We start from the raw sequence: 13,709 nt of genomic DNA, 5'->3' as shown, positions 1-13,709 counted from the left end.
ACCTTAGTGTGCAAAGTGATCCCATCCCCCGGTGTCCGCGGCCCGGCCAGCTATCAGGACACCCGGGCCTTCGTCGGTGCCGAGTGCATGTATCGAGCCTATCGCAGTGAATCCGGGTGGCAGCTGAACATCGGCAGGGAATGTGGCCAGCAGCCCGTGGTCCTCACCCCCGCCGAGCACCCATGGCGCCGCATCCGCTCCCAGCCGCGCCGCAGCGGGTCCCAGGAGTTCCGCCAACCGGGCCAGGCGTGCCGGGTCGAGGGCAACGGCGACACCGCTCGCGGCGGCGAGCCGCTTTCCGTCGCGCAGGAGTCCGTCCGATACATCCAGCATGGCTGTGGCCCCTGCCTCCCGGGCTGCAGGGCCTGCTTCCAACGGCGGCCGCGGGCGGCACTGCAGGTCGACGAAGGCATGCTCCGCGGGCGTCAGGGTATCCACCCCGATTCCCGACTCGAGGAGGGCAAGGCCTGCTGCCGCATGGCCCACGGTTCCCGCGAGCGCCAGGATGTCCCCCGGCCGGGCACCGGAACGGAGCACCGGCCGGGCGCCGTCGAGGGTTCCAAGGACAGCGGCGGTCACGGAAATTTCCCGGCCGCGGCCGAGGTCGCCGCCCGCCACGGAACAGTGGACTGCCCCGAGTTCCCGGATTCCGGCTGCCAGCCCGTCCGCCAGGTCCTCTACCCAGGCGACCGGGGTGTTTACGGGGAGCGTGAGGCTGACCACCATCGAGGTGGCCCGGGCGCCCATGGCATTGATGTCACTGAGGTTTTGCGCTGCTGCCTTCCAGCCGACGTCGAACCCGGTGGTGCGGTAGCCGCTCGGCCACAGGAGCCGGAAATCCTGGTCCTGGACCTGGGTGTCGATGCTGATGACGGTTCGCCCGTCCGGTGCCGCGACAATGGCGGCGTCGTCCCCCGGCCCAAGCAGCGTGCTTGCAGTGTATCCGGCCTCCGTCCGGAGGCGCGGAAAGATCCGGGCCAGCAGGTCGGCTTCGGAAAGCCCGGCCACGGTGGGCTGGTGGTCTATGCGGTTACGAAGGTCTTCAGGCACGCCACTACGCTACCGCGCCCGGCCGACATTCTGTCCGGACGTGGACGGCGGCGGCGATAGGCTGGAACCATGCACCATCCCCAGCTGCCCCTGTCCGCCCGCGCCGCCAGGATGGCGGTGGTTGGTGCAATTGCCGCCCTTTCCCTGGCATCCTGCTCCGCCGCAGTGGATGTCACCGCCGCAAAGGACGCCGCCAACCCGGCGTGCGCGCCCATGATGGTGGCCCTGCCCGATGCCATTGGCGATTCGAAGCTGCGGAAGACCAACAGCCAGGCCACTGCGGCCTGGGGCGATCCTTCGCTGGTCATCCTCCGCTGCGGCGTCAACGTGCCGGGGCCGACCACCGACCGGTGCGTCACCGTCAACGGGGTTGACTGGGTGATCAAGGAAGGCGATCCGGCGTGGACGCTGACCACCTATGGCAGGGAACCGGCTACGGAAATCGTGATGGATCCGGACAAGATCAGCTCCGCGACAGTGCTCGCGGACCTGGCGGCCGCTGCCGGCAAAATTCCGTCAACGCGGAACTGCGTGGGCCAGGAGGATCTGCAGAACCTGCCCAAGAGCCAGTAGGGTTCCCTGGCCGAAGCGAAGCGAGGTCAGGGTGCCGGTGGTGGGCCCACGCCGGCTGGGTTCCCTGGCCGAAGCGAAGCGAGGTCAGGGTGCCGGTGGGGATCAGCGGAGGCCGGTGTTGCGGTGCAGGGCCAGGTAGATCAGTTCGTCAATGAGGTCGGCGTACCCAAGGCCTGAAGCTGCCCACATCTGGGGGTACATGCTTTTGGGCGTGAAGCCGGGCATGGTGTTGATCTCGTTGATGATCAACTCGCCGTCCGGGGTGTAGAAGAAATCCACGCGGCTGAGGCCTTCGGCACCCACGGCATCAAATGCGGCTGCGGCCAGCTCCCGCACCCGGGCGATGGCCTCCGCGGGCATGTCGGCCGGGCAGCTGAGGGATGCTGCATCGTCCTCGACGTACTTGGCATTGAAGTCATAGAACTCGTGCGTACCTCCGGCCACGGAGATTTCGCCGGGCATCGATGTCCGCGGCGCGTCAGTGCCCCGGCCTTCCAGGACCGCGCACTCGATTTCGCGTCCCACGATGCCGGCTTCGATCACCAGCTTCAGGTCGTGCCGCCGGGCTTCCTCGATGGCCGCATCCAGCTCCTCGAGGGAGTCGACTTTGGAGATTCCCATGGAGGAACCAGCGCGGGCCGGTTTGACGAAGACGGGGAAGCCCAGCCGGTCCACCTGTTTCCGGACAGCTTCGGGGTCCTTGCGCCACTGCCTGTCCGTCACGGCCACGTACGGCCCGACGTGCAGCCCGGCTGCTTCGAAGACCACCTTCATGTAGTGCTTGTCCATGCCGACGGCGGACGCCAGCACTCCGGCACCGACGTACCGGGTGTCGGACAGTTCGAGGAGTCCCTGGATGGTGCCGTCCTCGCCAAAGGGGCCATGCAGCAGCGGGAAGACCACATCCACGGCCCCCAGTTCCTGCGGAACCTGGTTGGGCGAGGCCACGATCAGCTGGTGCTCCCCGCCGATCTCGGCCAACGTAACCGTTTCCGGGGACGGAACGACTTCAGGAAGCGACGAGGCCGCGAGGGACCATTCGGCGGTTTCGGCGGGGGCGAGGACCCATTGGCCGGTCTTGGCGATTCCGATGGGAATGACCTCGTACTTGTCCTTGTTGATGGCACCCAGCACGCCTGCCGCGGTGACGCAGCTGACGGCGTGCTCGCTGGACCGGCCGCCGAAGAGCACGGCAACGCGCGGTTTCCTCGTGGCTGTTTGACCCGTGGTGGGTGTGTCTTGGGACATGGTCAGTAATCGCCTTCAGGTTTCAGTTCCCGGGACAGCAGAACCGGCCCAAGTTGGTCAACGGACAGCTTGCCTGCCAGTACCGCCACGACGGCGGCAGTGATAGGCATTTCGACGCCGAGCTTGCCGGCAAGTTCATGGACGGCCTGGCCGGATTTGATGCCTTCGGCGGTCTGGGTCATCTTTCGGCCCACTTCCTCGAGCGTCAGGCCCTCGCCCAACAGCCGCCCTGCGGTGTGGTTGCGGGACAGCGCGGAGGAGCACGTTGCCACGAGGTCGCCGAGGCCGGCAAGACCGGCCATGGTCTTGGCTTCGCCGCCCAGTGCAAGGGCCAGGCGGGATGTTTCGGCCAGGCCACGGGTAATGACGGAGGCTTTGGTGTTGTCCCCCATCTGCTTTCCCTCGCAGATACCCACGGCCAGGGCAATCACGTTCTTGACGATGCCGCCGATTTCAACGCCGACGACGTCCGCCGTGGTGTAGGGCCGGAAGTATGGGGCCGTGCAGGTCCTCGCCAGCCAGCCGGCCGTCGCGGAATCAGTGCACGCCACCACTGACGCCGTGGGCTCCTCGCGGGCAATTTCCATGGCCAGGTTGGGTCCGGAGACTACCGCGATGCGTTCCTGCGGCAGGCCCAGTTCCTGGCTGATGACTTCGCTCATCCGGGCGTCAGTTCCCAGCTCCAGGCCTTTCATGAGGGAGACGACGACGGCCCCGGGGGCGATCATGTCCTTCCATTCCCGAAGCTGCGGACGGAGGGACTGGGCCGGAACGGCGACCACCACAAGCTCAGCCCCGGCCAGCACCTCACGGACCTCGGTGGAGGCGGTGATGCTTTCCGGCAGGACGATGTCCTTGAGGTAGTCGCTGTTGCGGTGGCTGGTGTTGATCTCGTCCACTACTTCGGCGCGCCTGCCCCACAGCTTGATCGCACGCGGGGTGCCCGTGGCAATGGCGGCGTCGGCAAGGACCTTCGCGAACGTAGTCCCCCATGATCCCGCACCGAGGACGGCCACTGTGCGGGCCGCTCCCGGCTTTCCGTCAGCGGTCACTGGGCTTCGGTTCCCGCGCCCGGCTGCTGCCCGCGGTCCACGAACCGGCCGTGCTTGGACTGCTGCTGCTTGGAAGGGTCCCAGCGCTCGGCCGGCGGTTGTTCTCCGCGCAGGCCGGCGAGGAGGTCCGTGATGGCGTCCATGATGAGTTCGGTGGCCTCGCCGAGTGTGGCCTTGTCCAGGGGACGGCCCTTGAAGGCGCTCAGGTCCACGGGATCGCCCACGACCACCCGGGAACGCTTCCGCGGGAACAGGTGGAACCGCTTGCCGTACCTGGGGAAGACCTCGTGCGCACCCCAGTGGGCGATGGGAACCACAGGGATGCCACCCTCGAGGGCCAGCCGTGCCGCGCCGGTATGTCCCTTCATCGGCCACAGCCCGGGGTCGCGGGTCAGCGTGCCCTCCGGGTAAATGATGATTGCGCCGCCCTCAGCCACAATTTCCTGGGCCACCTGCAGCGACCGGTTCGCTCCCGCCGTCGAACGCTCCACCGGCACCTGCTTGGTGGCGCGCAGGAGCGGGCCCAGGCCGGGAACCTTGAACAGTGTTGCCTTGGCAAGGAAGTGGGGGGCCCGTTTCTGGTTGTAGAGCATGTGCCCCACCACCAGGGGATCGATTTCGGTGCAGTGGTTGGGCGCGGCAATGAAGCCGCCTGCGGGAAGTTTTTCCGTGCCTTCCCACGTTTTGGACATCATAAGGTTCATCAGGGGCCGGACGACGCCGGCGATGAACACAAATGTGGCCCTGCTCTTGGCAGATTCCTTCACGGTCCCGCTCTACTTCGTGGTGGTGATGTCGAAATCGGCACCGAGGCCGGCAAGCTTCTCGGTGAAGCGCTCGTAGCCGCGGTTGATGATGTCGATACCGGTGACACGCGAAGTGCCCGATGCGGCCAGTGCTGCGATCAGGTGGCTGAAGCCGCCGCGGAGGTCCGGGACGTCGATGTCGGTTCCCTTGAGCTGGGTGGGGCCGGAAATGACGGCCGAGTGGAGGAAGTTCCGCTGGCCAAACCGGCAGGGAACGCTGCCCAGGCATTCCCGGTGCACCTGGATGCTGGCGCCCATGCGGATGAGCGCATCCGTGAAACCGAAGCGGTTCTCGTACACGGTTTCGTGGACGATCGATACGCCTTCGGCCTGGGTCAGGGCCACCACCAGCGGCTGCTGCCAGTCGGTCATGAAGCCCGGGTGGACGTCCGTTTCGAGGACCAGCGGGTTCAGCTTTCCGCCCTTGTGGTAGAAGCGGATGCCGTCCTCGCCGATGTCCATTCCGCCGCCCACCTTGCGGTAGGTGTTCAGGAAGGTCATCATGTCGCGCTGGGAGGCGCCCTCGACGAAGATGTCGCCGCGGGTCACCAGCGCAGCGGACGCCCAGGATGCGGACTCGTTGCGGTCCGAGAGGGCCCGGTGGTTGTACCCGCCAAGGTCGCGGACGCCCTCGATGCGGATGGTGCGGTCGGTCTGGACGCTGATGATGGCGCCCATCTTCTGGAGCACAGCGATGAGATCGATGATTTCCGGTTCGGTGGCAGCACCGGAGAGTTCGGTGATGCCCTCGGCGCGGGTGGCGCTCAGCAGGACCTGTTCCGTGGCACCCACAGACGGGTACGGGAGGGAGATCTTGGCTCCATGCAGCCCTTTGGGGGCCGAAATGTGGATGCCGCCGGGGCGCTTCTCCACGACGGCGCCGAACTGCCGCAGGACATCGAGGTGGTAGTCGATGGGCCGGTCGCCGATCTTGCAGCCGCCCAGGTCCGGGATGAAGGCCTCGCCGATCGCATGGATCAAGGGCCCGCAGAGCAGGATGGGAATGCGGGAGTCGCCGGCGTGGGCGTCGATCGCGGTGCTCGGGGCGGTCTTGGCAGCCTTGGGGTCAAGGGTCAGGTCGCCGTTGACGGGGTCTTTCTCCACCGTCACGCCATGCAGCTGCAGGAGCGAGGTGACAACCTCCACGTCCTTGATTTCCGGAACGTTCCGCAACACCGAGGGTTCGTTGCCCAGCAGCGCCGCCACCATTGCCTTGGGGACAAGGTTCTTTGCCCCACGGACGCTGACGCGGCCTGTAAGCGGGACACCGCCGCGGATTGTCAGAACACTACTCATATACCGGTTTCCTCACGATCACTAGCCCCCAAAACCTTGCAAAGGCTCCAACCAAGCATAGGAGGTCGCGTTACCGAACCGAAATAAGGGGGCACCGGCGGCGGGGCGTGGCGCGGCCTTCGCCCGCTGCGCACCGCCGCCGGGATGGTGGCCCAGGGGCTAGGAAAGCTTCGCCGGCAGGGTCTTGGGCTTGAACGCCTGGCGGGTCGCCTCGTACGCGGTGATGTCGGCCTCGTGCTGGAGCGTCAGCCCGATGTCGTCCAGGCCTTCCAGGAGCCGCCAGCGGGTGTAGTCGTCAATGTCGAACGGTGCCACGATGTTGCCGCACACCACGGTTTTGGACTCGAGATCCACCGTGACCTGGGTGCCCGGCGCGTTCTCGAGTTCCTTCCAGATGAGCTCGATGTCGTCCTGGGCCACCTGGGCGGCGAGCAGCCCCTGCTTGCCCGAGTTGCCGCGGAAAATGTCAGCAAAGCGGGACGACAGCACGGCCTTGAAGCCGTAGTCCTTCAACGCCCAGACGGCGTGCTCACGGGAGGACCCGGTTCCGAAGTCCGGGCCGGCCACCAGGACCGAGCCCGCGCTGTACGGCTCCTGGTTCAGGATGAAGGAGGAGTCCTTCCGCCATGCCGAGAACAGGGCGTCCTCGAAGCCTGTCCGGGTGATGCGCTTGAGGTACACCGCGGGGATGATCTGGTCGGTGTCAACGTTGCTCTGGCGCAGCGGGACTCCAATGCCGGTGTGCTTGGTGAACTTTTCCATGGTGATGTCCTAGGCTGCGTCGATGCGGATGGCTGCGGGTTCGGGAGCCGGTTCAAGATCCGACGGCGAGCTGAGCGTGCCGCGCACAGCCGTGGCGGCGGCCACCACCGGCGAGACCAGGTGCGTGCGCCCGCCCTTGCCCTGGCGTCCCTCGAAGTTGCGGTTGGAGGTGGAGGCGCACCGCTCCCCCGGCTCCAGCTGGTCCGGGTTCATGCCCAGGCACATGGAGCAGCCGGCGAAGCGCCATTCGGCGCCGAAGTCTTTGAAGACCTTGTCCAGGCCCTCGGCCTCGGCTTCGAGCCGGACGCGGGCCGAGCCGGGCACCACCAGCATGCGGACCTGCGGGTCCTTTTCGCGGCCGCGGATGATGTCCGCTGCGGCCCGCAGGTCCTCGATCCGGGAGTTGGTGCAGGAACCGAGGAACACGGTATCTACCCGGATGTCCTTCATCGGCGTGCCGGCCTTGAGCCCCATGTACTGCAGGGCGCGCTCGGCGGCGGCCTTGGCGTTTTCGTCACCGAAGTCCCCGGGCGACGGCACGGACCCGGACAGGGATACACCCTGGCCGGGGTTGGTGCCCCAGGTGACGAACGGCTCCAGCGTGTTGGCGTCCAGGTCCACCTGCACGTCGAAGGTGGCGTCGTCGTCGGTACGCAGCGTGTTCCAGTACTCGACGGCGGCGTCCCAGTCCGCGCCTTCAGGCGCGTGGGGGCGGCCCTTCATGTACTCGTAAGTGGTCTGGTCGGGTGCCACCATGCCGGCCCGGGCGCCGGCCTCGATGGACATGTTGCAGATGGTCATCCGCGCTTCCATGGAGAGCGCCCGGATGGCGGAGCCACGGTATTCCAGGACGTAGCCCTGGCCGCCGCCGGTGCCGATCTTGGCGATCACGGCGAGGATAATGTCCTTGGCGCTCACACCCGGGCGCAGCGTGCCCTCGACGTTGATGGCCATGGTCTTGAACGGCTTGAGCGACAGCGTCTGGGTGGCCATGACATGCTCCACTTCGGAGGTGCCGATGCCCATGGCCAGCGCGCCGAAGGCGCCGTGGGTGGAGGTGTGCGAGTCGCCGCAGACAACGGTCATGCCGGGCTGGGTGAGGCCCAGCTGGGGACCCACCACGTGGACGATGCCCTGCTCGGCGTCGCCGAGGCTGTGCAGCCGGACGCCGAACTCGGCGCAGTTGTTGCGCAGGGTCTGGATCTGGGTGCGGCTGGTGAGATCGGCGATGGGCTTGTCGATGTCAAGCGTGGGGGTGTTGTGGTCTTCGGTGGCGATGGTCAGGTCAGGCCGGCGCAGCGTGCGCCCGGCCAGGCGCAGGCCTTCAAAAGCCTGCGGGGACGTGACCTCGTGGACCAGATGGAGGTCGATGTACAGAAGGTCTGGCTGGGCGTTGGCTCCATCGCCGTCACCTTTGCGCACCACGTGTGCGTCCCAGACTTTCTCGGCCAATGTCTTTGCCATGGCCATCTCCCTTCACTGCTGTTTGGCTGAATGATCCAACTGAATCAGGACGGCTCCGCGCTGCGCCAGCCGAAAGATTTGCATCTCAGATATTGAGACGGCAATATCATTACATGGACAATTCTAGTGGAGTCGGTGTCATTGATAAAGCGGCCCAGGTGCTTGATGCCCTTGAGGCCGGCCCCACCACGCTGGCACAGCTGGTAGCCGCCACCGGCCTGGCCCGGCCCACTGTCCACCGCCTCGCTTTGGCGCTGGTGCACCACCGGCTGGTCAGCCGCGACATCCAGGGCCGCTTCGTGCTCGGCAGCAGGCTGGTGGAGCTCGCCTCCGCCGCCGGCGAGGACCGCCTGATCGCCTCGGCCGGGCCCGTACTCATGCAGCTGCGCGATGCCACCGGCGAAAGCGCCCAGATCTTCCGCAGGCAGGGTGACTGGCGCGTATGCGTCGCCTCCGCCGAGCGCCCCATCGGCCTGCGCGACACCATCCCGGTGGGCACCCAGCTGTCCATGAAGGCCGGCTCGGCCGCCCAGGTCCTCCTTGCCTGGGAGGACCACGACCGGCTGCTTGAGGGCCTGCAGTCGGCCCGTTTCACGCCCACCGTCCTGGCAGGAGTACGACGCCGGGGCTGGGGACAGAGCCTGGGCGAGCGTGAGCCGGGGGTTGCCTCCGTTTCGGCACCGGTGCGGGGTCCGTCCGGCCGGGTGATTGCCGCCGTCTCCATTTCCGGCCCCATTGAGCGGCTGACCCGCCAGCCGGGGCGCCTCCACGCCGAAGTTGTCTGCAATGCAGGACGCATCCTCACCGAAGCGCTCCGCAAGAACAACGACTAGGACGTTCCACTCCCCCGGCCGCCCACGCCGCTAGGCTGGGCCCATGGGCAGCTATGCAGTGTTCCTCCGCGGCATCAATGTGGGCGGGATCAACATCAAGATGGCGGATTTGCGGGACGCACTCAAGACCTGCGGTTTCACGGACGCAAAGACACTGCTCGCCAGTGGAAACGTGGTGCTCAGCAGCACCCTGGACGCGGCAGCCGTCAAACAGGAGTGCGAAAAATGTCTCCGGGCCGCTTTCGGCTATGAAGCGTGGGTTGTGGTCCTGGACGCCGCGCGGGTGGCCAAACTGGTGGATGCCTGTCCCTATCCGGAAGACGACAGGTCCACCCTCACCTACATCACCCTGTCCTCGGACACCGCCGTCCTCGACGACCTGGAGGCGGCCGGGTCAGCCCTTGAAAGCCAGGTCCAGCAGCGGCTGGGGCCTGAGGCGCTTGCCTGGCTTGCACCGGTGGGCGGGACCCTGGACAGCCCCTTCAGCAAGGTCAGCGCGAAAACGAAGTTCAAGGCCGCAACCACCACCCGCAACCTGCGCACCCTGATCAAGGTCCGGGACGCCGCGGCCGCCCTCACCGCCGGCTAGGTCCTGCAGGCCGGCAACGGCCTACGGCCGCGCGGCTTTCTTCAGCGCTTTGGTAAATGCCGCAAGCCTGGCAACCTCCGCCTCCACCGGCTCCACCACCAGCTCCTGCGCCGCCGCTGCAACGGCACTGTTGAGCCGTCGTCGTGCCCTGGCAGCCCTGGCCCGGGCAGCTCCGGCCGCAATGAAACGTCCGGTGATCGCCAGGAAGATTCCCAACACCACGCCGAAGGCAATCATCAGGGTGGGCACCGGCCATCCCTCCACCCGCGGCACCTCCGGCACCGGCAGCTGAAGGTATCCCAGCCCGGCCAGGACGCCCAGCCAGCCCAGGCCAGCCAACAGGATCAGCAGCGCCAGCCACTGCACCACGTTGAACACACCCCACCACCACGCCTTGCGGTTGGCACCCAGGTCCGTTCCGGCAATGGCCTGGTCCAGCGCATCGGGCAGGCGCTCCCGCCCGGTCCTCGCAGCCCCCCGGATGGCTGCCCGCCACGGGCCGGGTGCTCCGGCGCTGGCCGAGTCCGCGAACTCCCTGACCGCTGCGTCGGTGCGTGCCCGCTCCGGCGCACCCGCCGGCGGCAGTGAAGTCCGGTTCAGGCCGGCAGGAGCGCTGCTGCGCAGGTTGAGCCGCCGCAGCGGGTCAACCCGGAACCGGGAAAGCCAGCGGGTTACCGGCCAGCCGGTACGGCGCACAGATTCAAGGCGGTACGACTGCCCCACGGCCCGCACCACGGCAGGCACGTTGGCCGCGATGGCCAGTTCGTCTGCGAGCCGCGCCTTGGCCGTAGACCGGGTCCCTGCAGCCTCACCGTCACCGGAAGCCAGCCCCAGGTCCCCCGCAGCTTTGCTGATGTCCGCTTCCAGCCGCCGGGACTGTGCCTGCCGCTGGACGGCCACCTTCCGGATCGCAGCGCGCACCTCTCCGATTCCTGCCCCGGTCAGGGCGGATGCAGGAAGCACCCGGACCTGTCCCAGCCCTTCGCCGGCAAGGATCGCGTGCAGCGAGTCAAGCACCGGCTGCACATCATGCGCCGGCAGCCGGTCCACCTGGTTCAGGACCACAAGTGTGACGGCCCCATGGGAGGCAAGGGGTGCCAGGAACCCGTTATGGACGGCCGCGTCGGCATACTTCTGCGGATCGAGCACCCAGACCAGGACGTCAACCATGCCCACCATGCGCTGCACGATCTTGCGGTTGGCGGCGCGGGTGGAGTCGAAGTCGGGGAGGTCAAGCAGGATCAGGCCGGTCCCTTCGTCGGCGAAGCCGTCCACGGGCGCGGCGTGGTGGCGGTGCCCCACCTCGAGCCAGTCGAGGAGGGCTTCGCTGCCTGTTGCTCCCCAGACCCCTGCCAACGGTTCCGACGTGGTGGGACGGCGGGCGGCCGCCGTCGCGATCTCGGCGCCGCTCACGGCGTTGAAGAGGGACGACTTGCCGCTTCCCGTGGCCCCAAAGAAACCAACCACCGTGTGGTCGCCGGAGAGGGAGCGGCGGGAACTTGCCCGTTCCAGGACATCGAACGCCTCCTGCAGCACCTGGTCCGGCAGCACGCCCTCCCCGAGTTCGCAGGCATCCTGGAGGCCCTGGAGCCGGCCGTCCAGCCGTGAGGACCCGCGGGCCGCGCCGTGCCGGCTCACGCGCGCTCCGCCAACCGCGCCAGCTCTCCGGCCTGCGCAGCCAGTGCCTGCGCCAGGGCCGGGTTGACGGCCGGCAGCCGCTGCAGGAACTTCTGCTGCTCATCCTTCAACAGCCCCTCGCAGCGCGTGGCCAGGTCCTTCCGGGCCTGGTCCGCCATCCGCCGCACGGCGTCCTCGCCGAAAACGGCTTCCAGGAGGCGCTGGCCTACGACGGCGGTGCCACCGGCCACGCCGATCTCGAGGCCGGTCAGTCCCGCGGTCATCGAAAACATGACGATCATCAGTGCGGCGCCAAGGCCGTTGATGCCGAACGACAACCAGCGGGCCTGGGTCCGCTTGCCCTGGCCTTCGGTGCGGATCAGCTCCATCAACGCTTCCTGCCAGGCCCGGATCTCCGCGGCGGCACGGTCGGCGAACCCGGGCTCCGTGCCGGACAGGTCGTCCGGCCCCAGCAACTGCCGGCCTGCCGGGTCCGAGCGCCACCTACCGTCGGTGTCCTCGGCAGCGTTGGCTGCCTCGTCGACGATGACCGCCTGCAGGCCGGTCTCGATGGCCGCTTCCACCCGCACCGCCGGCGCGGGTTCGCCACGGAAGAACGCTCCCAGGCGGTCCCTGAACCGGCCCACATTCTGCTCAAGGGTGCGGAAAAACTCGCCGGTGCCCACGAAGTCCTGCCAGCGGGCCAGGACCTCGCCCCGCAGCAATGCTCCGTCCCGGGTTGCGTCCAGGATGCGGGCGGCTGCATCCCCGTAGGCCGCCACGGCATCGGCTTCGAGCCGGGCGGCTGCGCGTTCCTGTTCACGCACGGACCCGGCGAGGTCCGTGATCCGCTGGGCCAGTGCCCGGACCGCCCCGTTCAGGGTCCGGCGGGCTACATCGGCGCGGCCAGCCGCATCAGAGGCCAGCGAGGCCAGCCACTCCCGCAACTCATCGACGGCACCGGCGGGCAGCATGCCGTGGGCAGCCAGGACAGTTTCGGCGATGATGAACAGGCGGCTTCCGGCCAGGCCTTCGCGGTCCAGCAGGCGCCGGAGGTCCTGGCTCACCTCGGCTTCGGCGCCCTGCGGCACCCGGTCCAGCACCACGGCCACCGTGATGTCCCGGGAAGCGGCGTCCAGGAGGAGCGTCCAGGGGACGGCGTCGGCGTAGCGGTTGGCGGTGGTGACGAAGATCCAGAGGTCGGCGGCCGCCAACAACTGTCCCGCGAGCAGGCGGTTGCGGTCCGAGATGGAGTCGACGTCGGGCGCATCGAGGAGGGCGATGCCGGCAGGCACCGCGGGATCCGCCACCAGCAACAGCGAGTCCGCGGCTCCGGACTGTTCCCCGGGCGGGCCTGCTGGTGGCGGACCGGCCGCCAGCATTCCCCTGATGCGGGCCAGTCCCGGCAATACACGCTGGCCTTCAAACCAGGCTGCTTCGGCGGGGTTGTGCAGCAGGATGGGCTGGCGGGTGGTGGGGCGGATGGCGCCTGCGCGGGTAACGGGATGTCCCACGAGTCCGTTCACCAGGGTGGATTTGCCCGCCCCCGTGGAGCCGCCGACGACGGCAAGCAGGGGCGCGTCCAGGCTGCGGTACCGCGGAAGGATGTAGTCGTCCAGCTGGGCCCTTGCGGCTGACGCGTCGCGGCGGGCCTGGTCGGCGTCCGGGAGGGCCAGCGGAAGCGTGACACCGTCCAGCCCGACGCGGATTTCCTCCAGGAGCATCACCGCGGCCAGGGCGTGCGGGGGTGGTTGGGAGGGGCGGCCGTGCTCGTCATGGGAGGTCACAGCAACATCATGCCAGTTGAGGCGATGGGGAGGTCGGCCCCGGCGCGTCGGCGGAACGTGATGGGAGTCTGCGCGACAGGCTCATTTGCTGGGATGCCAAAATGGCCCCGGGCTGTTGCCCGGGACCATTTCCGATGGTGACCCCAGCGGGATTCGAACCCGCGTTACCGCCGTGAGAGGGCGGCGTACTAGGCCGCTATACGATGGGGCCGTGTACTTCCGACAGCGTTTCCGCTGCTCAAGCTCAGTGAGTATTTCACACACCTTGCCGTGGTTTCAAATCGGAAAACCGAGTGGAAACCGCCTGTTTTGCAGCTGAAATCAGCTGCTAAACAAGAGCTGGGATACCAGGACTCGAACCTAGAATGACGGTACCAGAAACCGTAGTGTTGCCAATTACACCATATCCCAATGGCACTTTCGGGCCGGTTTTCAGGGCTTTTTCCCTGCTCCGTGCGCCTCAGCACGAGAAATTACTCTACCCGAGACTTTCGGCTCGCACAAATCGGGCGACACGGCGCGTCCGGACCATTGCGTGGACCGATTGGAATAAACCCTTGCCCACCCTCCGGTCCTATGGTTACCCTCGAGTAAGTTACCCATCGGTAACAATCTCCCTGTCCCGCATGTTG

At 67.4% G+C, this 13,709-nt stretch carries 12 protein-coding genes and 2 tRNA genes; 3 read left to right on the top strand and 11 right to left on the bottom strand.

Going from position 1 to position 13,709, the window contains the following annotated elements:
* Nucleotides 1–3 precede the first annotated feature (3 nt).
* Nucleotides 4–1,050: a thiamine-phosphate kinase gene (gene thiL / locus PV772_RS08215; protein WP_141160135.1), complete on the bottom strand. Its 1,047-nt coding sequence runs from the start codon at nt 1,048–1,050 to the stop codon at nt 4–6.
* A gap of 69 nt (nt 1,051–1,119) precedes the next feature.
* On the opposite strand from thiL, the gene PV772_RS08210 reads away from it, so the two are divergent.
* The gene (locus tag PV772_RS08210) at nt 1,120–1,623 is read left to right on the top strand and encodes a DUF3515 domain-containing protein (protein ID WP_141181777.1); all 504 of its coding nucleotides are present in this window, start codon (nt 1,120–1,122) and stop codon (nt 1,621–1,623) included.
* Between the two features lie 102 nt (nt 1,624–1,725).
* On the opposite strand, the gene PV772_RS08205 is transcribed toward PV772_RS08210, so the two are convergent.
* From PV772_RS08205 to leuC, 6 genes are all read right to left on the bottom strand, one after another.
* The gene (locus PV772_RS08205) at nt 1,726–2,871 is read right to left on the bottom strand and encodes a D-alanine--D-alanine ligase family protein (protein ID WP_141160133.1); all 1,146 of its coding nucleotides are present in this window, start codon (nt 2,869–2,871) and stop codon (nt 1,726–1,728) included.
* A 2-nt stretch (nt 2,872–2,873) separates the two neighbouring features.
* A complete protein-coding gene (locus PV772_RS08200) occupies nt 2,874–3,923 on the bottom strand; it encodes an NAD(P)H-dependent glycerol-3-phosphate dehydrogenase (protein WP_141160132.1) in 1,050 nt (349 codons plus the stop codon).
* Nucleotides 3,920–4,690 (bottom strand): lysophospholipid acyltransferase family protein, encoded by a 771-nt coding sequence (locus PV772_RS08195; protein WP_141160131.1) that lies wholly within the window; start codon nt 4,688–4,690, stop codon nt 3,920–3,922. Before PV772_RS08195 ends, PV772_RS08200 begins: the two co-directional genes overlap by 4 nt.
* A gap of 9 nt (nt 4,691–4,699) precedes the next feature.
* On the bottom strand, nt 4,700–6,025 hold the full coding sequence (gene murA, locus PV772_RS08190) for a UDP-N-acetylglucosamine 1-carboxyvinyltransferase (RefSeq protein ID WP_141160130.1): 1,326 nt from the start codon (nt 6,023–6,025) through the stop codon (nt 4,700–4,702).
* A gap of 159 nt (nt 6,026–6,184) precedes the next feature.
* A complete protein-coding gene (gene leuD / locus PV772_RS08185; protein ID WP_141160129.1) occupies nt 6,185–6,787 on the bottom strand; it encodes a 3-isopropylmalate dehydratase small subunit in 603 nt (200 codons plus the stop codon).
* A gap of 9 nt (nt 6,788–6,796) precedes the next feature.
* Complete coding sequence (leuC, locus tag PV772_RS08180) at nt 6,797–8,251, bottom strand: 3-isopropylmalate dehydratase large subunit (RefSeq protein ID WP_347885837.1); 1,455 nt, start codon at nt 8,249–8,251, stop codon at nt 6,797–6,799.
* Nucleotides 8,252–8,364: 113 nt separating this feature from the next.
* Between leuC and PV772_RS08175 the strand changes: the two genes are divergently transcribed.
* Both PV772_RS08175 and PV772_RS08170 read left to right on the top strand, forming a co-directional pair.
* On the top strand, nt 8,365–9,084 hold the full coding sequence (locus PV772_RS08175; RefSeq protein ID WP_009356552.1) for an IclR family transcriptional regulator: 720 nt from the start codon (nt 8,365–8,367) through the stop codon (nt 9,082–9,084).
* A 43-nt stretch (nt 9,085–9,127) separates the two neighbouring features.
* Entirely contained in the window at nt 9,128–9,673 is a 546-nt protein-coding gene (locus tag PV772_RS08170) for a DUF1697 domain-containing protein (protein WP_347885836.1), read from the top strand.
* Between the two features lie 21 nt (nt 9,674–9,694).
* Here the strand turns inward: PV772_RS08170 and PV772_RS08165 are convergent, their stop codons facing one another.
* The 4 genes from PV772_RS08165 to PV772_RS08150 form a co-directional block, all read right to left on the bottom strand.
* Complete coding sequence (locus tag PV772_RS08165) at nt 9,695–11,311, bottom strand: GTPase (RefSeq protein WP_347885835.1); 1,617 nt, start codon at nt 11,309–11,311, stop codon at nt 9,695–9,697.
* Nucleotides 11,308–13,077: a dynamin family protein gene (locus PV772_RS08160; protein WP_347885834.1), complete on the bottom strand. Its 1,770-nt coding sequence runs from the start codon at nt 13,075–13,077 to the stop codon at nt 11,308–11,310. Before PV772_RS08160 ends, PV772_RS08165 begins: the two co-directional genes overlap by 4 nt.
* 135 nt (nt 13,078–13,212) lie before the next feature.
* Nucleotides 13,213–13,288, bottom strand: a tRNA-Glu gene (locus tag PV772_RS08155).
* A 128-nt stretch (nt 13,289–13,416) separates the two neighbouring features.
* Nucleotides 13,417–13,488 (bottom strand) — tRNA-Gln (locus tag PV772_RS08150).
* Between the last annotated feature and the right edge of the window lie 221 nt (nt 13,489–13,709).

The sequence above is a fragment of the Pseudarthrobacter sp. CC12 genome (assembly GCF_039907755.1).
In the GTDB taxonomy this organism is placed as follows: domain Bacteria; phylum Actinomycetota; class Actinomycetes; order Actinomycetales; family Micrococcaceae; genus Arthrobacter; species Arthrobacter niigatensis.
The sequence above is the reverse complement of the archived record's forward strand: the minus strand, read 5'-3'. Positions and strand labels throughout refer to the sequence as shown.